Source organism: Dyadobacter sp. CY326, assembly GCF_021390515.1.
In the GTDB taxonomy this organism is placed as follows: domain Bacteria; phylum Bacteroidota; class Bacteroidia; order Cytophagales; family Spirosomataceae; genus Dyadobacter.
Window position 1 is genome coordinate 878685 of record NZ_JAJUXI010000002.1, and the last position, 23716, is coordinate 902400.

Sequence of the window (23716 nt, forward strand, 5' to 3'; positions counted from 1 at the left end):
CCATCAATTTCACATTAAACTAAACATAGCCATGAACTTTCGAAATATTTTCTGGGGAGTGATCCTCATTATCGCAGGCTCTTTATTTTTAATCGAAGAACTCACTGCATTTGATTTTGGCCGCTTTTTCTGGCCCATTATCCTGATCACAACCGGCGGACTTTTGCTGCTGCGCAATTTTATAAATTCTGATATCTCCAACCGATCAAACATTTAAACGATGAAAAATTCACGCGGTATAGTTTGGGGTGGATTGCTGGTCATACTTGGGATACTTTGGCTCCTTCGCAATATGAACCTCCTCAATGTAAATTGGGATGAAATTTTGCCTTACTGGCCTGTATTACTGATCGTTGCGGGAGCTTTGTTATTGGCAACAGGCAATGAGAGCAGAGGATTTGGAGGCTTGGTTGGATTGCTGATCTCACTTGCGGTCCTCGGCGGCATTGTTAACAAAACGGACAGGGCATTCGACCGGCACGCGGACAACTGGGACTTCAATTGGGATGATGACGATAATGACCGTCACTTCGGCTATCACAACGATGACAATGACGACGATAATAATGACAACAACGATGACGAGGACAAAGACGAGGACTACGAAAATGACAGCGAAAATCGGAGTGAAAACAGGCCTATCAATGGCAACTACAAGTATGAAATGGAAGATTTTATTCAAAAAGCCAATTTTCATCTTGAAGGAGGCGCGGGATCTTTCACGCTCAATGGCAACACGGCCAAGTTGTTCGAAGCGAGCACAAAAAGCACAGTAGTAGGCTTTTTGTCCAACACATCCATTAACAAGCTGGACAACTCTGCAACGGTCAACCTTAAAATGGAAGACGGCAATGTGAAGATCAAAAACGGAGAAATTTCAAATCAGGCGAAAATACAATTGAACGAGAAGCCGGTTTGGAACATTGACCTTGGCATTGGCGCAGGAAAAGGCAATTTTGATTTTAGTAATTACAAAGTTGAAAAGTTGAAAGTGAGCACGGGCGTTGCCGATATGGATATTAAAATGGGCGACAAAGTGGCCAATTCCAATATCGACATTGAAGCTGGAGTGGCATCGATAACGCTTGAATTGCCCAGATCTGTGGGTTGCGAAATGCATATGGATGGCGCATTGAACGCAAAAAGCATGGATGATTTGGAAAAAGTTAGCAACGGACTTTATCGCTCAGCTGGCTTTGAAGGCGCTGATAAAAAGATCGTTATCCATTTTGAAGGCGGCTTAACAAGCATCAACATCAAACGATACTAATTCACCCCGTTTACAGAAATGAATATCTTTGCAGCTTATCGCAAAAGATATTCATTTTTTTATGCCCCAAAAGCTCCGTTATTTAAGCCTATTCCTGATTCTCTGCCCCCTTTTCCCCTGTTTACAAAACGCGAAAGCACAAGGCAAAAAGTCATCCATTGCCGATGTCGAGCAAAAAATTATTGCGCAGGGATTGGTGGATATTCAAACATTAGATCCGTCAATCAAAGTTGAGCTTAAATATTCTACGACTGACAACTTCATTGGAAAAGACGTTTATGGAGATCTGAACCGGGCTTATATACAACCAGAAATGGGCAAAAGGCTGGTAAAAGCCAATGCACTTTTAAAGAAATCACACCCGAATTTTACATTGTTGATTTATGACGCAGCACGTCCAAACTCAGTGCAATATGACCTTTGGAATGCACTGGATCAGCTGAAAATTCCTGCAAAAGACAAGAAAATGTACGTTGCCGATCCGAAAATCGGTTCTAACCACAATTTCGGCTGTGCCGTTGACCTTACCGTTGTGGATGGAAATGGAAAGCCGTTGGATATGGGGACCAAATATGATTTCTTTGGCCCCCTTGCCTATCCGCGTTCTGAAGAGGAAATGTTGAAAAAAGGAAAGCTTACGTCTCAGCAGATCAGCAACCGCAAAATTCTCAGAAAAGTGATGAATCAGGCTGGATTTACGACGAATACGACTGAATGGTGGCATTTTGACGGCATGTCCAAAAGTCAGGCGCGTGCGCTATATGGAATGATCAAATAGCGCTTAATCCTGTCTGACTGTGCTGCCGCCCGAAGTTTTCTTGTCGAGATCGGGGTTGCCTTTGTAGCGCACGCTGCTCGCGCCGCTTGCGTCAACTTTCAACAATTCGGAAACACAAACCTTCGCATTGCTCGCCCCAGACACTTCTAATTCCGACTCCTGCACTTTCATGTCGAATGCATTTAATTCAGAAGCGCCCGAAACTTCGGCGTCAAGATATTTGCCTTCACCGAACAAATTAAGCTCAGAAGCGCCCGAAAGGTCAAATTTAAATTCCCTTCCTGAGCCTTCGAAGTCGCATTTGGTGGCGCCGGATAACTTAATGTCGAGTCCAGGCAGGTTTTCAAAACCTTCTATCCTTGCCCGAACAGCGCCCGAAAAATCAACTGCCTCAATGTCCGGCATTGTAATATCAATGGTCATTTTCTTGCGGTTGCGCCACGGACCATCATAACGCGCGACCAACTTACCGTCCTGAACGAACACATTCAAATCATCAAGATCATTCAGTTCGCCCGTTGCTGAAACCGAAAAGGAACTGCCCGATTTTACATTCACATGAAAAGCACTGCCCATTTCCAGCTCATCAAAATTGCGGAAATCATAGGTTCGCGTGCTTTGTCCGCGGGGCGGAATGTCGTCCTCCGACTCAACATAAACACAGGCTTGGAAGACAAAAGCAAAGAGAGCAAGGGACAAAGAAAAAAGTATTTGTTTCATGGCTAATAGACTGTAAATTTTAAAAATGGCTAATAAACGACTTGATTTCGTTTGGTTAGAGACAACTGGCCCCATCCATCCCCCTATCCAAATAAAAATCTTTTTTTCACATAGGGGGATCAAGGCGGCCAGTTGTCATATGAAAAAGCACATTATCAATTGGGATCGGCAGCAATTCTTTATCGGGAACCATTAATCGACAGAGATTTTTTATTTTTGGCCGAAAACCAAAATATCAGATCTGTGTACGCTTCCGACCCAGATATTGTCAATGCGATAAGGCGCGGTGATGAACCAGCCTTCGAGCAGACTTTCAGGCATTATTATCAGCGGCTTTGTAATTATGCCTGCACATTGCTCAAAGACGAAGAAGAGTCCGAAGAGGTTGTACAGACCGTTTTTTTGACGATTTGGGAAAAGCGCGAGGATCTTGAAATTACACTTTCACTCAAATCATATCTTTACCGGGCCGTTCACAACCATTGCTTGAACCGCTTCAAGCACGCGTCTGTCCGGCAGGTTCATAAGGAGCACACATTAAATTTTGCCGCGCAATCTTATGAATCGGTTACAGAAGTCATCCATGCGAATGAATTGGAAGAGCGAATTGAAAAAGCAGTGAGCACATTGCCGGAACAATGTCAGAAAGCTTTCAGACTGAGCCGATTCGAAGAATTAAAATATCATGAAATTGCAGAGCAGCTTGGCATTTCAATCAAAACGGTTGAAAACCAGATTGGTAAAGCACTAAAAATACTGCGCGTAGAATTGGCGGATTATCTTCCTGGAATGTTGTGGCCAGTTTTTTTCATTGTTGAACAGCTAACCAGATCGTAAACATGAACCCATCTCATGAACACATATCGGAAGAGCTGTTAGCACGTTATCTGGCAGAAACGGCCTCCGAACAAGAAATTGAACACGTTAATCTTTGGCTAGCCCAGTCGCCGCTGCATGAGCGCGAGCTCGCCACTTACAGGCTGATCTGGGACCATTCTGCTCATGCCGCGAAGACGAATATTCCTGTTGACACGGACGCTGCGTGGAATAAAATGAAGCTGAAAATGGCGAAGCCGACACCAGCAACTTTGCCCGAAATTCCCAAACCAGCAGCACGTGAAATTGAATTTACACCCAAAACCATCCAGCGGAAACTGCCTTTAAGCCTCTGGGCCGCCGCAATTGTTGCTTTAATACTGCTTTCGTTTGGTTGGTTTTATTTCCAATCCAATGGGTCGGACGACCAGCAGCGGATCGCAACGGCAAATAATACGAGTGAAAAAGTGCTGCCTGATGGCACCAAAGTCTTTCTCAATTACAATTCTTCTTTGACTTATCCGGCCAATTTTGATGGAGACCTGCGAACCGTCTCCTTGCAGGGCGAGGCTTTTTTTGATGTAAAACCTGACGCCGCCCATCCCTTCGTGATCGACGCCAATGGAACGGAAATACGCGTTTTAGGAACGTCATTCAATGTTAAGGCTTATCAAAAATCGCCTGTTCGTGTGGACGTTTCCACGGGCAAGGTGCAAGTTAGCAAAGCCTCTAAAAGAATTCAGCTTGTGAAAGGACAAGGTGCAGAAGTGCTCGCCGACACGATCAGAAGCTTCGAAGCCAACATGAATGTGCTCAGCTATCGCACGCAGGTTTACGACTTCACGGCAGCCGACCTTAACGAGATTATCGCCTCAATTCGAGACGGTTACCATGTTGATGTCAGGTTGTCGAATCAGCAGATTGCGCAATGCAGGCTGACGATACGCTTCGAAAAAGAGCCTGTGGATGCGACACTTTCGGTGATTGCCGAAACGCTGGATCTCGACCTCAGAAAAGAAGGAAAAACTTACTGGCTTGACGGAAATGGTTGTCAACAGAATCTCTAGCTTTACAAAGTTTCGGGAGGCGATGGATTTTAAAACCAGCCTTCTGATGCTTTGTCTAATGTGCATTGCCTGCATTACGAATGGCCAGGATTTGCTAGAAAGGCGGATTTCACTCAATGTTACCAATCGTCCGCTCGATGAAACGCTGCAAAAAATCGGCGATCTCGGTGGGTTCAGTTTCTCTTACAGCCCGGACATGATCGATGTGAAAGGCAAAGTTTCTATTCAGGCAAATAATCAAAGTGTTAGAGAAATTTTAACCGCTATTTTCAAAGATAAAGTCACATTCAAGGAGCGTCGTAAATATATTATTTTACAAAAAGTTGATGCACCTGCTGAGGAAAAACCTGAAAACTTCAACCTAAACGGTTACATCATTGATACGAAGACGGGCAAAAAACTCGCGAATGCCAGTATTTACGAAGCTGCGACGCTTGCATCCACCGTCAGCAATCAATATGGTTATTACAAAATCCGCTTGCCAGCTTCGTTAACTGCCGTCCGGCTCGAAGTCAGAAAGGAAGATTACATTGGAAAAACCATTTCAATTGCCAGCAGAGAGGATAAATATTTACAAATCAAGCTCAGCCCAGACACATTAAAGCCACTTTCGGGGAAGTCGGCCCGCGCTGTTTCGAGGAAAGATTCGCTGCACCACAAAGTAGCAATTCCGCAATTTGAAGCCGTGGCAGTGGCTGACTCAGAGGCTGATACAATTCCTGAAAAAACTGGCGGCAGACCTGAATTCAATGTTGCCCGGGAATCAGAGAAGTTCAAAACCACTTATCGAAAAGTGCAAAGCCGCTTCGTAAGTGCATTTGCGTCGGCCAAGCAGGCGATTCACACAAGGAACATTGAAGACACGTTATACAGGCATTTCCAGGCATCGATTTTGCCATTTTTGGGAACAAACCATGAATTGAGCGGAAACATTGTCAACGATTATTCAATCAACTTGATTGCAGGTTATTCACTGGGGGTCAACAAATTAGAAGTCGGCAGCTTGCTGAATGTCGTTCGCGGCAATGTCAACGGTTTTCAATTGGCCGGAGTCAGTAACATTGTTGGAAAAGATGTGAGCGGCTTTCAATATGCGAACTTCCTCAACCTCACGCTAGGCAGCGTGAACGGTTTTCAAGGCACCAATTTTATCAATTATGTCGGGAAAAATTTCAAAGGATTCCAAGTTGCTGGCGTAGGAAATGTAATTGTCGGCAATTTGGAAGGTTACCAACTTTCGCTCGGCTACAATTATGCTAACACGGTGCGGAGCGGTCACCAGATCGGATTTGTAAATTATGCTGAATCCTCGGCCACGGCTCCATTCGGGATTCTCAGCTATGTCAGATTGGACGGTTATCGGCGTTATGAATTTTCGACTGATGAATTCAATTATTTCGGCACAGCATTCAAAACGGGCGTGAGCAGATTTTACAACATTTTCAATCTGGGTTTCAATGGCTTGCTTGACAATAAGCCGCTCGTAACGCTCGGTTATGGACTTGGAACTGCGCAAGCATTAGGCAAAGGCTGGGCCCTTAATGCAGATTTCACGGCTAATCTCGTCATTCTCAAAGATCAGAAAATCGAAGACGTTGGCATCGGCCTGTTCCGAGGAACCATTGCAATTGAGAAAAAACTTGGGAAAACCTTCGCCTTATTCGCCGGACCGTCGGTTAATCTGCTCGCCGGAGATCAATCCGGCTTGATGGATACGGACAAATCGGCCAGTTTCAAGCCGATCTGGATTGGCGGTAAACCCAACAATTCTCGCACCGAATATGGCTGGGTTGGCGTGCAGGCCGGAATCCGGTTCTGCAATATATCTTACTAGAAACCGATTCGCTTCCGACCGTTCTGCGACGCGCCACCGCCTGCATGTTCGCGCAACTCATTTAATTCTTTCTCAAAACCGCCTGATAAGATCGGAAACCTGCACCACGTTCTTGGGTCCAGATTCAGGTCATCCAAATGGAAAGAAGGCGCATAACGCTCACGTTTCCATTGATTCCGGCTCCACAGCTTAAAGAAACGCTCGGTCCAACCCAAAATTTGCTCTGCTGTATAAAGTCCTTTATATCTAACGATTAGATTCCGATAAGATTCAAGCGGAGATTTTTTATCACGAATCGCAAGCTTTTCCAGCACATTTAAAAATTCATAGGGCATTAAATCCGCTTCATCCGTCTGTGTCTGCGCAAGCGGTCGCAGTTCAGCAGTTGGCTGCAAGCTGTTTACTTTCCTAAGGCCTTCAATTTTGATATGCTTGCCTTTTACTTCGCAACCTGCCGTTTCCAGCCACCGAAGCCATTGACGCAAATAATGCTTGTCAATGCCAGCCAACGGACTAATGCTCCCAGCCGTGTCGCCATCCATTGTCGCATAACCCACCGCCACTTCCGAGCGGTTTGAAGTGGCCAGCAACAGGTGATTGGCCAGGTTCGTAAGCAACCAAACGCCCGGCGCACGCACCCGCGCCTGAATATTTTGCAAAGCAATATCGTCCTGCTCCCAGGTCAGTTTGCGGTCAATCTGCTCTTCAATCAACCCTTTGTAAGTCTCGACAAGGCCATTGATATTGATGTTATAGAATGTTGAGCCAATAGATTCTGCAAGCGATTGCGCCGATTCCAATGTGTCCGTCGAGCTGTTTTCCGTTCCTTGATAAATGTTGTGAACCAACACCAGTGCCAGATCTTCTTCCGTTTGCGCAGACTGGATGTCTTTAATGTAAGATAACTTTTCTTTGAACCGGTCCATGCCAATGCTTTCATCCGCCAGCCTGATCATCAGTCCGCAAAGCGCAGTGCAAGCACACGAATCCGCGCCGCCTGAAAGGGAAATCGTAAAACCATTGGAGCGACTTTTTCGCAGATAATCAAATAAAGCCAGACAAACTGCACGCGCAAACTCCTCTTCCTTCAAAGCGCCGCCTTTTTCAAAAGGCTCAATGTCAGGAACCTGTGATAGAATCGGATCAATGTCCGGGAAGTCGAACCGCCCGGGAACGCGCCACGTTCTGTCTTTTGTGCCAATCGCAATTTTGCTTTGAACCTGGCTCAGGCGCGTATTTTCAGTGTCGATAATGGCTGTCGTGATCAAAAAATCCTCATAACTGAACCGCGGGCTTGAAGCCAGCAAATCGCCGTTGGACGCGATCATGGAATCACCATCATATATCGCTCTGCCCGCCTCATTACCAAGCAAATTTGTATAAATATAACTGCATGAAAATGCGCGCGACGCATCTACAACCAGCTTTTCACGCGTCAAAAACTTGTTAAACGCAAAGTGGCTGGCGCTCGGGTTCAGGATGATGTCAACGCCCCGGTCGTAAAGCCTGCGCGCGGGGCGATTGGAAACCCAGCCGTCTTCACAAATTTCAAAACCTATTTTAACATTATTAGAGCCGCCCTGAACCGGACCGATAGCAATATCAAAAAGGACATCACCGATCGGATACAACATTTGATTCACCTCAATGCTTTCTACAATGCCCGGCTGCCACGGCCGAAACCACCGTGCTTCATAATGAATGCCATTGTTTGCAAGATTGTGTTTACAATAAAAACCAAGGATCTGCTTGTTGGAAATTAGACAAGCCGCATTGTAAATGCTGCCATTATGCCGAACTGGCAAGCCCACTGCAACGAGCATTCCCGCTGTTTCCTGGACAATTTCAAGCAGGCATTGCTGCGCCTGTTCTACAAGATCGGGCGCGAAAAAATAGTCCTCGCAACCATAACCCGAAATGCACAATTCCGGCAAACAAAGCAGACTTACCTGCTGTCTTCTTGCTTCATTTATTGCATTTATGATATTCCTCGTATTGCCTTCCCACGCCATAGGCGTTTGATTCACTACTCCGGAAGCTACTTTGATCAATGGCATAAAAACTGTACTGATTAATGGAACGCGTTCGACCTTTCCCACAAACGTTGTGCCGGCAACTTAATAAAAAAATGCGTGTGCATACCGGCAAAGTTTTTCCCTATTTTTGCCAAACATAAAAATTAAACAACAGATTCCTCTTGCAATTCCCCTCATTCATCGCAAAACGCATCCGGCATAACGAAGCGGGGTCATTTTCTGCCACAGTTTCACGCATTGGAGTTGCCAGCATTGCCATTGGGGTCGCGGTTGGGATTATTGCATTTTCGGTTTTACTGGGTTTTAAGCAAACCATCCGGGAGAAGATTTTTCTTTTCGGTGCGCACATTAATATAGCCTCTTTTTCAGTAGGGAACACTTACGAAGAGGGCCCGCTCAGCATTAAAAACCCGGTTTCAGACCTGTTGCCCACCATTCCCGGCGTCAAACGCTGGCAAGCCGTGGCGCACAAATCAGGAATTTTGAAAACGACGGATGAAATCAAAGGCGTTGTGCTCAAAGGCGTTGGTAAGGATTATGACTGGGCGACATTTCGGAAAAGCATGGTTTCGGGAAAGTTGATATCGGGAAAAGATTCGACTTCAATCAAATATGGCTATTCCTCGGAAATCCTGATCAGTAAAAAAATCGCTTCGCAATTGCGCCTCAAAGCTGGTGACGACGTGATTATGTATTCGCTGCAAAACCCGCCAAGACCGCGTAAGCTCACTGTATCAGGCATTTATGATACACAGATGGAAGAGTTCGATAACAACCTGATCATTGGCGACATTACGCTCGTTCAGCGGCTCAATGGCTGGGGACACGACACCATAGGCACTTATGAAGTTTATTTAAACGATTTTGAAAAAATAGATGAAATCGCGGCGCAACTCAGAAGGTTATTGCCGCCAACTTTCTATTTGCAGCGCGTAACCAGCCTTTTTCCGCAAATTTTTGACTGGCTGCTATTGTTAGACCGCAACACAGCCGTTTTCCTCAGCCTTATCCTCTTCGTTGCATGCTTTAACATGATCTCGATTTTGCTCGTAATGATCATGGAAAGGACGCCGTTAATCGGGCTTTTGAAAACATTGGGAAGCCCAAACAAGCAAATCAGAAGGGTTTTTCTGCGCGTTGGACTTTATATGGTGAGACGCGGATTGATCATCGGAAACATTGTCGGTCTGCTCGTTTGCTGGATCCAATACAAATTCAGCGTCATTGCGCTCGATCCGACCAATTATTACATGGACACGGTTCCCATCGTGTTCGACTGGCCGATTTTTATCATGGTCAATGTCATAACGGTCATTATTTCCGGCTTAATTCTGCTGATTCCAACGCTGATTATCACGAAAATTCAGCCGATCCGCGCGCTTTTATTCAAAAAATAGCGGGACGCGAATTCACTTACCAAGTCACTTTGCCCAGCAATTCAGCTGCCCGCAAAAGTGTCTCATCGTTTTTGGCAAAACAAAACCGCAGCGTCTGATAATTCGTCACCTGATCATAAAACGCCGACACAGGAATGGATGCAACGCCAGCTTCAATGGTCAGTCTTTCAGCCAGTTGCCGGTCATTCTCATCGGTCAGATTTTCGTAAGTGACATTCTGGAAAAAGCTTCCTTCCGAAGGTCGCAAAGTGAATCCAACGTCCTTAATTGCATTAATAAACAAATCCCTCTTTTGTTGATAAAAAGCCGAAAGGCCGAGATAGTGCGTTGGATCTTCCAGATAATCGGCCAATGCAAACTGAATGGGCGTTACCACGCTGAAAACCAGAAATTGGTGGATTTTCCTAAATTCTACTGACATTTCTTTGGGAGCAAGGCAGTAACCTATTTTCCAGCCGGTTGTATGAAAAGTTTTCCCAAATGATCCGCACAGAAATGTGCGCTTGGCCAGCGCCGGAATAGAGGCAGCAGAAATGTGTTCTCTTCCGTCAAAAATAATGTGCTCATAAACCTCATCGCTGATCACAGTCAGGTCGTGTTTCTCGGCGAGTGCCGCTAATTGCTGTAAATCAGTCAGTTTCCAAACGTTGCCAGTTGGATTATGCGGCGTGTTGATGATTATTGCCTTCGTTTTGGGACTGATTTTGGAACGAACAACGTCCCAGTCAATCGACTCATATTGCGGATGCAATGTCACGAACACCGGCGTTCCGCCATTGAGCTCAATAGCAGGCACATAACTGTCATATGCAGGTTCAAATACGATCACTTCGTCTCCCGGATGCACGACGGCGGTTATGGCAACATACAAAGCCTCCGTCGCGCCGCTAGTGATCGTTATTTCAGTTTCAGGGTGATATTCTTTGTTGGTTGCCGTAAAAACCTTTTTTGAAATGGCTTCCCGCAATTTCATCACGCCCGCCATTGGCGCGTATTGATTTTTGCCTTGGGATAAATATTTGGTAACCAACCTTTGCAATGCAGGCTCACAATCAAATTCCGGAAATCCTTGCGCAAGATTGATGGCCTTATGCTCTTCGGCCAGTTTTGACATTTTGGTAAAAATCGTTGTCCCAACGCGGGGAAGCTTGGAGCGAATCGCAGCCTTTGCAAGCATAAAAGATCAGGAAAGTGAATGAATGTGTGCGGGACAGTTGCCCGTAACCTTCAAATATAAGAATAACAGGCATTACGAATGATTAGCGACACCGTTTCCCGGAAATTTTACCACCACAATATGTATGTCGTCACATCCCTCCGGGATTTGTCAACATGCAAGAATTCATTCCCTGGCCAAATTACAGCCGATCCAAATTCTGAAAATCCGACGTAAACTGCTTTACCCGAAGCGAATTTTGAGATAATTCTTCTGCTAAAAATTCGGGATAAATGCGAATGGAAGCAATGTCGGCAATGGGATGCCATTTGAAAAGCAACTCGCTGTCGCCTTCTACACCGATAAAATCCTGCTGATCTTTCAAATCGGTGATTGCCATTTTGTAATAAAAACCCAGCTCGTGATGCTTCGTGCCATTGTAAATGAAGAAATTTTCGGAGATCCAGAGCAATTCCTGCACTTCAATATGCATGCTCGTTTCCTCCATCATTTCCCTGACCAATGTGTCTTTCGAAAACTCAAAAAGTGACGCGCGGCCGCCCGGAAGGCTCCAAAAATTATCGCTTGGCGTTTTGTGCAAAAGCACTTTCCCTTCCAGCACAGCAACCCCGGCCACCCGATAATTGAACAATGCACCATCAATAGCCAAACTGATCATTTGATTAAAACAATTAATGTTCCCTAAATTTCCTGTTTTCCAATCGAAGATTCGCGGATGATCAGCGATGTTTTTAGCGATCTTGTTTCAAAAACATTTGTTTTCTGCGGATGCTCAATGAGCCTGATCAAAAGGTCAACAGCCTGTTGACCCATTTCCATGGCGGGCTGCACCACGGCCGTAAGCGGCGGGTTCAAAAGCTCGGCAACACTGATATTGGTAAAACCAACAATGGCAATCTGTTCCGGAATTTTGATTTTATTTTTTTGTAAAACAGCCATACAACCCGTCGTAAGGCGATCGCTGGCTGTAAAAATCGCGTCTGGTGGCTCCGGAAGTTCCAACATTTCCTGCACGGCCGTTTCATTTTCACTCACCACTTTGCCGCCATGATAGCAATATTTGACATACGACTCGTCAAATGCAATGCCATTGTCTTCCAATGCCTGCTTGTAACCGGCAAGCCGCTCGGCTGTGATGGATAAATAAATGGGGCTCGTCAAATGCGCAATGCGTTTCCTGCCCGATTTGATCAAATGTTCCGTCGCCTGATAACTCCCTGAAAAATTGTTAACAACGACCTTATGCGTTTCGATTTCATTCGGCACGCGATCCAGAAAAACTATGGGCAAACCCCGCTCCATGAGATCCTGAAAATGGAAGAGATTTGTGGTAAGACTCGATAAGGAAATCAGCAGGCCGTCGACTTTCCTGGAAACGAGATAATTCGTGTTTGCAACTTCGCGCTCGTAAGATTCGTGACTCTGGAAAATCACAACATGATATCCCAAATTATATGCAATCGATTCAATGCCATTGATCAATTGCGAGAAAAAATGATTGGCAATTTCGGGAATGATAACCCCAATGGACTTGCTCTTGCTATCCCTCAAACTCAGCGCAATAGGATTGGGCCGATAGTTCATTCGCTCCGCATATTCCATCACCAGTTTCTTGGTTTCCGGATTAATTTCATAGCTGTTGCGCAACGCACGTGAAACCGTTGAAGTCGAAAGTCCCAGCGCTTTGGCAATGTCCTTGATTGTGATAGTCTCCAAAGAAAAATTGGTTTATTCCAACTTAATGTTTGATTAAATATACTTTATCCAACATCAAGTCAATGTACAAAAATGGGCCTGAATATGGAAACGGAACCCGAGTTGTTTGATGCCGCATGGCAACTGATAACGTTCCCGATAACGATTGCACAAAAAAAGACAATCCATTATTTGATAATTCTAACTATTCGGCCTAAACTGCCATGGCCCAGGGTCTACCAAGATCGACGCAATTTTTAGGGTCTACCCCGAATAACACAATTTGCCAATCTATTTAAATGAGCATATCCAAATTATTTGACCTGACCGGAAAAACGGCCCTTATAACCGGCTATAACCGCGGAATCGGAAAGGCAATGGCCGAGGCGCTATCAGAAGCTGGCGCAGACATCATTGGCGTTTCCTCTTCACAAGTTTCCGAGAACAGCGACATTCAAAAATCCATTGGTGCTGCCGGGAGAAAGTTTTATCCGTTTCAGGCAGATCTAGGCAATCGCGAGAGCATTTATGCATTCATTCAAAATGTCAAAAGCGCGCACACGCAGATCGATATTCTGGTCAATAACGCAGGCATCATTCTCCGCGAACCCGCCGCTTCGCATTCGGATGATTATTGGGATAAAGTGCTCAATATCAATCTGGATGCACCTTATATTTTATCCCGAGAATTTGGGAAAGAAATGATTGCGCGTGGATATGGGAAAATCATTTTCACGGCCTCGCTCCTCACATTCCAGGGTGGCATCAATGTCCCGGGTTATACGGCTTCCAAAAGCGCCATTGGCGGATTGATCAAGGCTCTGGCCAATGAATGGGCAGGCAAAGGCGTGAACGTCAACGGCATAGCACCGGGTTACATCAACACCGACAACACGGAAGCTTTGCGCAACGACCCGGTGAGAAGCAAATCCATTCTCGACCGCATTCCAGCAGGCAGGTGGGGCATGCCCGAAGATTTCAAAGGACCGACCGTGTTTCTGGCGTCTGACGCTTCCAGCTATGTCAACGGCACCATTTTAACAGTGGACGGCGGATGGATGGGTAGGTGATTAGCCCAAAATCTAAATTATCAACGCAGCTAACATTTAACCCATGCAAATAAGATTTGAAAGCAGCCGCAAGGAAGTTTCCCAGATGAATACGGAAGCTTTGCGAGAGAATTTTTTGATAGAAAACATTTTTATAAATGACAAAATAAGCTTCGTCTATACGCATTACGACCGCGTCATGATAGGCGGAGCAATTCCAGTTCATGGCGAGCTGAAACTGGAAACTTACGATTCGCTGAAAGCAGCGTATTTTTTGGAAAGAAGGGAAATTGGCGTTATCAATATTGGAGGCAAAGGGTTTGTCAAAACGGAAAATGACAGTTTTGAAATCAGCAAACTGGGTTGCGTTTACATAGGGAAAGGGACCAAAGAAGTTACATTTTCGAGCGAAAATGCAGCCGATCCAGCCGTCTTTTATCTTTTGTCGTCGCCCGCACACGCCTCCTTTCCAGCACGACTTTTCACAAAAGAAGACGCCGCGCCGACAACGATGGGCAGTATGGAAACTTCCAACCACAGGACGATTTACAAATACATTCACGCAGCCGGAATTCAAAGTGCGCAACTTGTAATGGGACTGACGGTTTTGAACACGGGGAGCGTTTGGAACACCATGCCGGCCCACGTTCACGACAGGCGCATGGAAGCCTATTGCTATTTTGATGTTCCTGACAATCAGCGCGTTTTGCATTTAATGGGCGAGTCCTCGGAAACACGACATCTCTGGCTTTCCAACCGACAAGCGATCATTTCCCCGCCCTGGTCCATTCACTCAGGCTGCGGCACATCCAGTTATTCTTTCATCTGGGGCATGGCTGGCGAAAACAGCGATTACACAGACATGGATCCGGTGGCGATAAGTGAAATTAGATAAGTGGTTTATGTTGGATCAATCTTTTAGCAGCAAAATTTCGCCTTTTGTCGGCCTGTGATTGCCTCCAGTTGCCATAAGTAAATAAAATTTACCCCTAGCATTCACATTGTTTGTATGCAGAAATAAAGTTGAGGGATCGGCAGTTGGGTTATATTCCTTTATCACTGTCCATTCGGATGCTGTGGAATTCGAAAATAGAATATCATCTTTTTTTAATAAAGCATTACCGCAATCAAAAGAAACTAAGAGCCCAATTTTTGCAAGATTATAAGACTCTATGACTTTAAATGATTTGGCCTTTGCTGATTTGTACGACATATTATTTTCACCAAAATAAAGTTGACCATTACCATTGTAGAGACACCAATTTCTAGATTCGTCAAAAACGATAGCATAATTTTTTGCAAAGATTATGTTGGAATACTTCACTATAATCTTCCAAGAAGTAAAAACAACGTATTCTGAGTCCGTAATTAAAAACACATTTTGCTTGAAGCGTATGTGACTGTCGAACAACCATTTTTTAACTTCCTTTTCATTGTATAATAAAAACAGTTTCTTAATTGATTGAAAATAGGTCGGCAAAAATGGTTGCCATGTTAAGGGATGGTATTTAGATTGGCCATACCCATTTATCATACCGGAATTCCTCAAAAAATCTAAAACTTGGTTCGACGCATTAATGTTTAAGAAAAAAATTTGGTCTTTGTGTATTTGCGGTAAATTTTCGAAATGCACTGGTGATCCGAAGCAGGTCCAATCATTTGGAGCCGGAATAGAAAATTTTTTTACCTCTGCAAATTCTGTCATATGTGATTTATAATAAGGATGCTTGAGCTAGTTTAGCGACTTTATCTATAACAAATGTCGGAAGTGAGCAATAGGCGCATCACACTAATTTTTCGGTAAACAGCTATACAATTCAAAGAAATATTTAAAATGATAGACGTAAAAGGCAGGCAGTTTATTGATGATGCGGACATTCCATGGGAGGAACTTGGTGGGGGTTTGAAGCGCAAGATTATGGCTTATGATGATAATTTGATGATGGTGAAAGTTGCTTTTGAAAAAGGCGGCATAGGGACTTTGCACAGCCACTTTCACACGCAAATGAGTTATGTGGAAAGCGGGAAATTTGAGATAACCATTGGTGAAAAGAAGGGCATTCTGAAGGGCGGCGACGCATATTACATTCCGCCCGATGTGGTGCACGGGGCATTGTGCCTGGAAGCAGGTTTACTCGTGGACATTTTCAATCCAATGCGGGCAGATTTTGTCAAAACGCCAACAATATAATTCCTTTGTTCCTGATGAAACGACGCTTCCTTCCTGTAAACCATTTTGCACTTTTTCTCTTTGTGCTGCTAGTTGTGGCGCAAACGTTCGCGCAGGACATTCCGCTTTCAAGGCAGATGGCCGATTCATTTATGGCGCGTCATAAGGATTCTATTCTGGTTGGGAAAAACACATTTACCCGCTGGGATTACGAGCAGGGATTGATGCTGAAAGCGATTGAAAAAGTCTGGTTAAGGACGGGCGAAGGCAAATATTTTGAATACATTAGAAAGGACATTGACCAATATGTTGACAAAGATGGCAACATTCGGACTTACAAATTCGACGAATTCAACATCGATAACATTCCCACTGGAAGAGCATTACTGACACTTTATCAACAAACACAGCCCAATAAGGAAAAATACAAAAAAGCCGCTGATCTGCTCTGGAAGCAATTATCAGAGCAACCGAGGACAAAAGAAGGCGGTTATTGGCACAAAAAACGCTATCCAAATCAAATGTGGCTGGACGGCCTTTTCATGGCCGAGCCGTTCGCTGCCGAATACAGCTTGCTCTTCAAACACCCCGAACATTTCGATGACATTGCCAACCAGTTTGCATTAATTGAAAAATATGCGGTCGATGAAAAAACGGGGCTGATTTACCATGCGTATGATGAGAGCCGTGAGCAAAAATGGGCTGACAAAACGACCGGTCGCTCGCCTAATTTCTGGGCGCGCGCCATCGGCTGGTATGCAATTGCATTGGTGGATGTGCTGGATTATTTCCCGCAAAACCATCCAAAGAGAATTGAACTAATCAAATATGTGCAAAGGCTGGCGCCAGTGCTCGCAAAATATCAGGATAAGGAATCTGGCCTTTGGTATCAGGTGATTGACCAAGGAAACAGGGAGGGCAACTATTTTGAATCTTCCGCTTCCTGCATGTTCATTTACGCATTGGCAAAAGCTTCGCGAATGGGTTACATTGACCCGTCATTTGCAGCCAACGCAAAGCGCGGTTATGCCGGAGCATTGAAGCAATTTGTTGAAAAAGAGGCAGATGGCTTGCTAAGCTTGAACAAAACGGTCAGCGTCGGCGGATTGGGCGGAACGCCTTACCGGGACGGAAGTTATGCCTATTATCTTAGTGAGCCGATTCGTAAAAATGATTTAAAAGGCATTGGCCCATTCATTTTTGCCAGCATTGAAATGGAAATTGCCGCCGAAAATGCTGTTGGTAAAAACAAGACGGTCGGATTAGATTATCACTTCAATCACGAATTTAAAAAGCAACCTGACGGTTCGGATGAACCTTTTCACTACACTTGGGAAGATAAATTGCATTCAGGTTTTTGGCTTTGGGGCAACACATTCAGAGAGTTAGGCGCAAAAACGGTGCCCGTTTCGACGGCTCCGACGGCTGAAAATCTCAGAGAAATAGACGTTTATATCATTGTTGATCCTGACACAAAAAAGGAGACGTCGGCACCCAATTTTATCCAACCAAATGACATTACGGCGATTGAAAACTGGGTTAAGGCGGGCGGCGTGCTGGTGATGATGGCGAATGACACTGCTAATTGTGAGATTCAGCATTTCAATGAACTTGCCGGTAAATTCGGCATGCAATTCAGCAGTAAAAACCGCAATATGGTGCAAGGAACGCAGTTTGAGCAGGGTAAATTGATGATTCCGGCTGATAGTAAAGCCATTTTCAAAACTGCTAACAAAATCTACATTAAGGAACTCTCGCCATTGCTCGTGTCGGGCCCTGCCAAATCCGCCCTAACGGATCAGGGAGATGTTATTTGCGGCGTTGCTAAATATGGAAAAGGAACTGTTTTTGCCGTCGGTGACCCATGGCTTTACAACGAATATGTGGATGGGCGCAGGATCGATACGAGCTTTGAAAATTTCGAAGCTGGCAAAGATCTGGCCGAATGGTTGTTGAAACAGGTTGTTAAAAAGTAAAACCGTAAACCTATGGGCCGTCTTTTTCGTGAAAATCTTGGTCAGCTAAGAAACCAGCCGGGGCTGATTGTGCCGGATGATGCCATTTTTCAGCTGCCCGAAAAAGTGCTACAATTCGGCACAGGCGCTTTTCTGAGAGGATTAGCCGATTATTTCATCGATAAGGCCAATCGCGAAGGCGTTTTCAATGGCCGTATTGTTGTCGTTAAATCCACTGATGAAGGCGATTTGAAAGCTTTTGAACGACAGGATAATCTTTACACGATTTGCGTGAGAGGGACTCAAAGCGGGAAAGTGAAGGAAGAAAACATCATTTCCTCGGCTATAAGCAGGGTTTTATCAGCAAAAACACAATGGTCGCTGGTGCTTGACCTGGCCAAAAATCCTGCGATAAGCATTGTGATTTCCAACACGACTGAGATTGGCATTCAGCTTGTTGTAGATGACATTTACCAATGGCCGCCGGTTTCGTTTCCCGGAAAACTGCTTGCGTTTTTATATGCCCGTTACGTCGCTTTTAGTGGAAGTCCGGACTATGGCGTGGTCATCATTCCCACGGAGCTGATCACGGATAATGGCAAAAAATTGGAATCAATCGTGCTCGAACTGGCGCATCGGAATGGCCTGGAAGCTGCATTCATAGATTGGCTTGAAAACCACAATTCATTTTGCAACTCACTGGTGGACAGGATTGTGCCAGGAAAGCCGGATGAGGCAATTCTGAAAAAACTGAACGACGAGCTTGGTTATCAAGATGACTTGCTCATCACAACCGAACATTATCATCTCTGGGCGATTGAGGGCGATGCCAGGGTTCGTAAAAAGCTGTCATTTTACGGCATTGATAAGGGGCTGATCATTGAGCCTGACATTGAAATGTATCGCGAATTAAAGCTCAGACTGCTGAACGGCGCGCATACATTGGGCTGCGGATTGGCGCATTTGTGCGGTTTCAGGACAGTTTTTGAAGCAATGGAAAATCCACTTTTCAATGCTTATCTGACCAATCTGATGGAAACGGAAATTGCAGCAGCGATTCCATATCCCGTGTCGCCCGACAAAGCGCTGGAGTTCAGCCGTCGCGTTGTGGAGCGTTTTCAAAATCCGCATATTCGGCATAAATGGCTCAATATCAGCCAGAATTACTCTGCCAAAATGCTTTCGCGGGTGATGCCTGTTTTTATAAAATTTGAGCAAACGCAAGGCGCTTTTCCGGACCGGATCACATTTGGCATTGCCGCTTATATTTTTTTTATGAAGGCCGTAAGGAAAGAAGGCGATCATTACTATGGCTTAGCAAATGGGCAACACTATCTCATCCAGGATCAGAAAGCCGCTTATTTTTACCAAAAATGGCAAATGGCTTCGTTGCCGGAAATGGTCAGGACGATTTTGAAAGACACATCCATCTGGCAAAAAGATTTTTCAAAATCGGAGGATTTACACAAAAATGTCGTCACCTATCTTGAATCCCTCAAAGAAAACGGTGCGCTCGAAACATTGAAAGAGTTTTTAGGCAAACTTGAATATGCTTGATTCATACGATTATCATTAAAAGCAGCCAAATTTAAATTCGTAATCCTCCCATGGAGAACCAAATGACCAAATATCGGTGGCGGGTTGTCGCGCTGCTGTTTTGTGCAACTACAATCAATTATCTGGACAGACAGGTCCTCGGTCTTTTAAAACCAACATTAGAAGCGGATTTCAATTGGTCAGAATCGGATTTTAGCCACATTGTAATGGCTTTTCAAACAGCTTATGCGATTTCGCTCATCGGTTTCGGAGCGATCATTGATAAAATCGGGACCAAAATGGGTTACACCATTTCGGTCGTCGTGTGGAGCATTGCCGCCATGTTGCATGCCGTCGCAACAGGCACATTCAGCTTTGGATTGATGCGCGCATTGCTTGGTTTGGGCGAAGCAGGCAATTTCCCGGTCGCTATCAAGGCGACTGCGGAGTGGTTTCCGAAGAAAGAACGCGCCTTGGCGACTGGGATTTTCAATTCCGGTGCGAACATTGGAGCGGTTGTCGCGCCGATTATGGTTCCCTGGATTTTGGGCGCATATGGCTGGCAGGAAGCATTCCTGATCACCGGAGCAGTGGGTTTTGTATGGCTATTCTTCTGGATTCGCTATTATGAAGTGCCGGCCAGGCAGCAGCGAATCAGCCAGTCGGAATTCGATTACATTCACAGCGACAATGAGCCCGACACAAGCAAAGAAGCTCCTGTAAAATGGCTCGATTTATTCAAAGTCAGACAAACGTGGGCATTCGTTTTTGGCAAAATGCTCACCGATCCGATCTGGTGGTTTTTCCTTTATTGGCTTCCCTCCTATTTCGCGGAAGCATTCAAACTTAACCTTTCAAAACCAAGTCCTGAGCTGGTGATCGTTTACACCGCAACCACGATTGGGAGCATTGGAGGCGGTTATCTGTCTGGTTATTTTATCAAAAAAGGCTGGCCTGTATTCCGCGCGCGTAAGACGTCAATGCTCATTTTTGCATTCCTTGTCACGCCGATTATGCTGGCCCAATACACGACAAATATCTGGCAGGCGGTAATTTTAATAAGTCTTGCGGCTGCTGCGCATCAGGCATGGAGTGCGAATATTTTTACCACAGCGTCGGACATGTTTCCCAAAAAAGCGGTGAGCTCGGTGGTTGGCATTGGCGGGATGGCGGGATCAGTAGGAGGCATTCTTTTTCCGCTTTTAGTCGGGATAATCCTTGATAATTACAAAGCTGCGGGCAATATTGGCGGCGGATATAATCTCATTTTTATCATTTGCGGCTTTGCTTATCTGCTCGCCTGGGGTGTAATGCATTTGTTCGCTCCCAAAATGGAACGTGTTGATATTTAGCAAAAGCCTTACCTAATCACTTACAACAGTATTTTTTACAAATGAAAAAGACACTTTTATTGGCTGCGTTTCTTTTGCTGGGAAATGTGCTTGCGTTTGCGCAAAGCAATGATGAAAAAGCCGTTGCAGCCGCAGTTGAAAAACTCCGTTCTGCAATATTGGAGCCTACGGAAGAGAATTTAACCAAACTCACCTCGCCTTCACTAACTTACGGACATTCCAACGGGCTTTTGGAAGACCGGAAAGAATTCATTCGCGCACTGGTCAGTGAGGAGTCGAACTTCACCAAAATAGATCTTTCCGAACAAACTATTTCTGTTTCAGGTGACGTTGCCCTTGTCCGTCACAAGCTCATCGGCGACACGCACAACAAGGGCAAAGATCCCGCTCCCGTAAAACTCGGCGTCTTCATGGTTTGGCAAAAAAGCAAAGGCGAATGGCTGTTACTAGGCCGACAGGCGTTTAAGTTGCCGTGAGTTTTTGTTTAGCGATTTCTACTGCGCGGTGCAGCTTGTCCTGTAAAAGTGCTTGCGAAGGCAGTTCTGTGAGATAATCCGCAACCCTGATATTGCTTTTATCCAGTTGCATGAGTTCGACATGCTCCTCCGTTTTTCCGGTGCATAGAATGAGACCAATGGGTGCGTTCTCACCTTCAACCTGTTCGTATTTTTCCAAAAAACGCAAATACAATTCCATCTGACCTTTGAAGGCCGATTCAAACGCGCCCATTTTTAAATCGATGGCAACAAGGCATTTTAATCTTCTGTGATAAAATAACAGATCAATAAAGTAATCGCTATTGTCGACAGTAATTCGCTTTTGGCGGGCAAGGAATGCAAAATCACTGCCCATTTCTGTAATAAATTTTTGAAGCTCAACAATGATAGAGGTTTCCAGGTCTTTCTCGGAATAAGCGTCCTTTAAACCTAGAAAATCAAGGAAATAAGGGTCCCTGAAAACAAGGTCAGGATTCAGTTTCTGTTTGGTTTTAAGAAGATTGAGATCATTGATGATTGTTTCCTCCGGCTTCTTGCTGATCGCAGTCCGCTCGAAGAGCATTGATTTGATTCGTTCTTGTAACTGCCTCGAAGACCAATTTTCAAGGCGACAGATCTCTATGTAAAAGTCCCGTTTGAGATCGTTTTCAATGTAAATTAAGAGCTTTAAGTGTGTCCAGCTCAATTGTCTCCGCAGTGCGGAGACAATTGAGCTGTCCGGAAATACATTGGCAAAATGCATGCAATGCCGTAGCTGTTTCTCACTCCAACCATTTCCATATTCTAAGCTGAGATTAGCGCTTAGTTGGGTGATAACCTGCTTGCCATATTCAGCCCGGTCATGCCTCAGAACTTCGTCATTGATTCTTTTACCAATCTCATAATATAACGTCGTTATTTCCGCGTTGACAGCGACTGCAACTCGGCTTCTGCTTTCCTGGATAAGCTGCTTGACTGACAGGACCAATTCGTCTGATTTTATTTTCTCTTTCATAAATGCATTTGGTTAGAACATAACTTTCACGCATTTAGACGGACCAACCAAAATCAGGTCACAGCTCTTTCATAAAATATTTCGTTTTTTTTCTTATGGGACTTCAAGTTACCAAAACCTGCCAATCAATGCGTAGGACGGTCCTACGCGGGGGCGGAGGCGTGGTAATCGGATTGAATGATGTCCGCGTATTTATCCAATAATTCGATGACGCGATCGCGGGATTTGGAACGCACGACCAGGCCTACATGATAAGGCTCTTCCATACGCCAGACAATTTCAGGATCATTGAAAACGGAAAGATCTGGCCATTCGTAGCGGGCTAGCGAGATGATAATTCCGGAATAGTCCTTCCTTACCGGCGGCAATTTATAATTGTCTCCTTTTGCCTCGGCAGTCTCCATCCGCGCCCATTCTTTCCAGAGATTAATGCCAGAAGAGGCTTCAACCATTTCCGAAAGATTTGCGCCGCCTACGCGGGAGGATGTTTCCAAAAAATAATATTTACCGTCGTCATGGCAACGAATCACTTCTGTATGTGATGCGCTGTGTTTCAGTCCAAAGGCCTTTAACAAATCAACCGCCAATGTTTCCAATGCATGTTCTTCGGAAGAGTCAAATGGCACGGTTACCGACCGGAAGATGCCTCCGCCGTGGGCAACATCAAATGGCGGCGCCAGATATTTGCTATTCCACGAAAATATAACGCGGCCGTTGTAAGAAATAGAATCGACGTGATAGACATTCCCTGGCTTGTATTGCTCCACAAGATAAGCATGCCTTTTGTCACCAAGCTGGTGGATGGTTTCCCACAATTCCGTGGCGTCGTGCATTTTCTTAATGCCTGTCGCAGAGGCTTCTGACCGGGGTTTGATCATCCATGGGCCAGGATATTTTTCAATAAATTGATTAATTGCATCATCATTGAACAACGAACAAAATCCTGGAACAAGAATCCCCGATTCTGCCGCCTTGGTGCGCATTGCCAGCTTGTCCCTGAAATATCTCCCGGTCGTTTGACCCATGCCGGGAATTCGGAAATATTCGCGAATATGCGCCGCTTTTTCTACATCAAAATCATCCAGCGCCACCACGCGATCAATGGAGCGACTGCGCATTACGTAAGCAAGACCATTGATGATTTCGGTCATGTTGTAAGTCCCATCCTCCCCTTCCTGCACATAAAAAAACTCGTCAACAGCTTCCCGGGCCCACGGTTTATGTTCTAATTTTTTGGCCGTGATCAAAAACACCGTGTTACCGGCAGCTTTGCAGGCTCTCAGAAAATCGTTACCCTTGAAATACGTTGAAATGCAAAGAAATGTAAGCGTTTGGGTCATAAATTTTGGCTTTGGTGAAAACTAACGACACAA

22 protein-coding genes are annotated in these 23716 nt (G+C 45.0%); 14 read left to right on the forward strand and 8 right to left on the reverse strand.

Annotation, left to right across the window (positions count from 1 at the left end):
- The first annotated feature begins 31 nt into the window (after positions 1–31).
- The 3 genes from LZG73_RS04310 (at position 32) to LZG73_RS04320 (ending at position 2048) form a co-directional block, all read left to right on the forward strand.
- The gene (locus LZG73_RS04310) at positions 32–217 is read left to right on the forward strand and encodes a LiaI-LiaF-like domain-containing protein (protein WP_233846404.1); all 186 of its coding nucleotides are present in this window, start codon (positions 32–34) and stop codon (positions 215–217) included.
- 3 nt (positions 218–220) lie between these two features.
- Positions 221–1270, forward strand: a complete 1050-nt coding sequence (locus LZG73_RS04315; RefSeq protein ID WP_233846406.1) for a LiaF transmembrane domain-containing protein — start codon at positions 221–223, stop codon at positions 1268–1270.
- Between the two features lie 61 nt (positions 1271–1331).
- Positions 1332–2048: a M15 family metallopeptidase gene (locus tag LZG73_RS04320; RefSeq protein ID WP_233846408.1), complete on the forward strand. Its 717-nt coding sequence runs from the start codon at positions 1332–1334 to the stop codon at positions 2046–2048.
- A 3-nt stretch (positions 2049–2051) separates the two neighbouring features.
- On the opposite strand, the gene LZG73_RS04325 is transcribed toward LZG73_RS04320, so the two are convergent.
- Positions 2052–2768 (reverse strand): head GIN domain-containing protein, encoded by a 717-nt coding sequence (locus tag LZG73_RS04325; RefSeq protein WP_233846410.1) that lies wholly within the window; start codon positions 2766–2768, stop codon positions 2052–2054.
- Positions 2769–3011: 243 nt separating this feature from the next.
- Between LZG73_RS04325 and LZG73_RS04330 the strand changes: the two genes are divergently transcribed.
- Genes LZG73_RS04330 through LZG73_RS04340 form a run of 3 tightly spaced genes read left to right on the forward strand, consistent with a single transcriptional unit; the run spans position 3012 to position 6485 of the window.
- Complete coding sequence (locus LZG73_RS04330) at positions 3012–3605, forward strand: RNA polymerase sigma-70 factor (protein WP_233846412.1); 594 nt, start codon at positions 3012–3014, stop codon at positions 3603–3605.
- Positions 3606–3607: 2 nt separating this feature from the next.
- Positions 3608–4651, forward strand: a complete 1044-nt coding sequence (locus tag LZG73_RS04335; protein ID WP_233846414.1) for a FecR family protein — start codon at positions 3608–3610, stop codon at positions 4649–4651.
- 46 nt (positions 4652–4697) lie between these two features.
- Complete coding sequence (locus LZG73_RS04340) at positions 4698–6485, forward strand: STN and carboxypeptidase regulatory-like domain-containing protein (RefSeq protein WP_233846416.1); 1788 nt, start codon at positions 4698–4700, stop codon at positions 6483–6485.
- Here the strand turns inward: LZG73_RS04340 and nadE are convergent.
- A complete protein-coding gene (gene nadE / locus LZG73_RS04345; protein ID WP_233846418.1) occupies positions 6482–8542 on the reverse strand; it encodes an NAD(+) synthase in 2061 nt (686 codons plus the stop codon). The genes LZG73_RS04340 and nadE overlap by 4 nt on opposite strands.
- Before the next feature lie 140 nt (positions 8543–8682).
- Between nadE and LZG73_RS04350 the strand changes: the two genes are divergently transcribed.
- On the forward strand, positions 8683–9918 hold the full coding sequence (locus tag LZG73_RS04350) for an FtsX-like permease family protein (RefSeq protein ID WP_233846420.1): 1236 nt from the start codon (positions 8683–8685) through the stop codon (positions 9916–9918).
- 16 nt (positions 9919–9934) lie between these two features.
- Here the strand turns inward: LZG73_RS04350 and LZG73_RS04355 are convergent, their stop codons facing one another.
- From LZG73_RS04355 to LZG73_RS04365, 3 genes are all read right to left on the reverse strand, one after another.
- The gene (locus LZG73_RS04355; RefSeq protein WP_233846421.1) at positions 9935–11095 is read right to left on the reverse strand and encodes a methionine aminotransferase; all 1161 of its coding nucleotides are present in this window, start codon (positions 11093–11095) and stop codon (positions 9935–9937) included.
- A gap of 181 nt (positions 11096–11276) precedes the next feature.
- Positions 11277–11753 carry an NUDIX hydrolase gene (locus LZG73_RS04360; RefSeq protein WP_233846423.1) on the reverse strand — a complete coding sequence of 159 codons (477 nt, stop codon included), beginning with the start codon at positions 11751–11753 and terminating at the stop codon, positions 11277–11279.
- Positions 11754–11776: 23 nt separating this feature from the next.
- Complete coding sequence (locus LZG73_RS04365) at positions 11777–12811, reverse strand: LacI family DNA-binding transcriptional regulator (RefSeq protein WP_233846425.1); 1035 nt, start codon at positions 12809–12811, stop codon at positions 11777–11779.
- A gap of 278 nt (positions 12812–13089) precedes the next feature.
- Here LZG73_RS04365 and LZG73_RS04370 point away from each other — a divergent pair, with 278 nt between their 5' ends.
- Positions 13090–13860, forward strand: coding sequence for an SDR family oxidoreductase (locus LZG73_RS04370; RefSeq protein WP_255697004.1), 771 nt, complete (start codon positions 13090–13092; stop codon positions 13858–13860).
- Positions 13861–13903: 43 nt separating this feature from the next.
- The gene (kduI, locus tag LZG73_RS04375) at positions 13904–14734 is read left to right on the forward strand and encodes a 5-dehydro-4-deoxy-D-glucuronate isomerase (protein WP_233846427.1); all 831 of its coding nucleotides are present in this window, start codon (positions 13904–13906) and stop codon (positions 14732–14734) included.
- A gap of 15 nt (positions 14735–14749) precedes the next feature.
- On the opposite strand, the gene LZG73_RS04380 is transcribed toward kduI, so the two are convergent.
- Complete coding sequence (locus LZG73_RS04380) at positions 14750–15544, reverse strand: hypothetical protein (RefSeq protein ID WP_233846429.1); 795 nt, start codon at positions 15542–15544, stop codon at positions 14750–14752.
- Positions 15545–15673: 129 nt separating this feature from the next.
- Here LZG73_RS04380 and LZG73_RS04385 point away from each other — a divergent pair, with 129 nt between their 5' ends.
- The 5 genes from LZG73_RS04385 to LZG73_RS04405 are packed head-to-tail and all read left to right on the forward strand — an operon-like array spanning position 15674 to position 21328.
- Positions 15674–16030, forward strand: coding sequence for a cupin domain-containing protein (locus LZG73_RS04385; protein ID WP_233846431.1), 357 nt, complete (start codon positions 15674–15676; stop codon positions 16028–16030).
- Positions 16031–16044: 14 nt separating this feature from the next.
- Entirely contained in the window at positions 16045–17985 is a 1941-nt protein-coding gene (locus tag LZG73_RS04390; RefSeq protein ID WP_409014307.1) for a glycoside hydrolase family 88 protein, read from the forward strand.
- 12 nt (positions 17986–17997) lie between these two features.
- Entirely contained in the window at positions 17998–19521 is a 1524-nt protein-coding gene (locus tag LZG73_RS04395) for a tagaturonate reductase (protein WP_233846433.1), read from the forward strand.
- A 50-nt stretch (positions 19522–19571) separates the two neighbouring features.
- Positions 19572–20852, forward strand: a complete 1281-nt coding sequence (locus LZG73_RS04400; RefSeq protein WP_233846434.1) for an MFS transporter — start codon at positions 19572–19574, stop codon at positions 20850–20852.
- A gap of 41 nt (positions 20853–20893) precedes the next feature.
- On the forward strand, positions 20894–21328 hold the full coding sequence (locus LZG73_RS04405) for a nuclear transport factor 2 family protein (RefSeq protein ID WP_233846435.1): 435 nt from the start codon (positions 20894–20896) through the stop codon (positions 21326–21328).
- Here LZG73_RS04405 and LZG73_RS04410 read toward each other — a convergent pair.
- Positions 21315–22343: a YhcG family protein gene (locus tag LZG73_RS04410; RefSeq protein ID WP_233846436.1), complete on the reverse strand. Its 1029-nt coding sequence runs from the start codon at positions 22341–22343 to the stop codon at positions 21315–21317. The genes LZG73_RS04405 and LZG73_RS04410 overlap by 14 nt on opposite strands.
- A gap of 143 nt (positions 22344–22486) precedes the next feature.
- Positions 22487–23683 carry an acetyl-CoA carboxylase biotin carboxylase subunit family protein gene (locus tag LZG73_RS04415; protein WP_233846437.1) on the reverse strand — a complete coding sequence of 399 codons (1197 nt, stop codon included), beginning with the start codon at positions 23681–23683 and terminating at the stop codon, positions 22487–22489.
- Between the last annotated feature and the right edge of the window lie 33 nt (positions 23684–23716).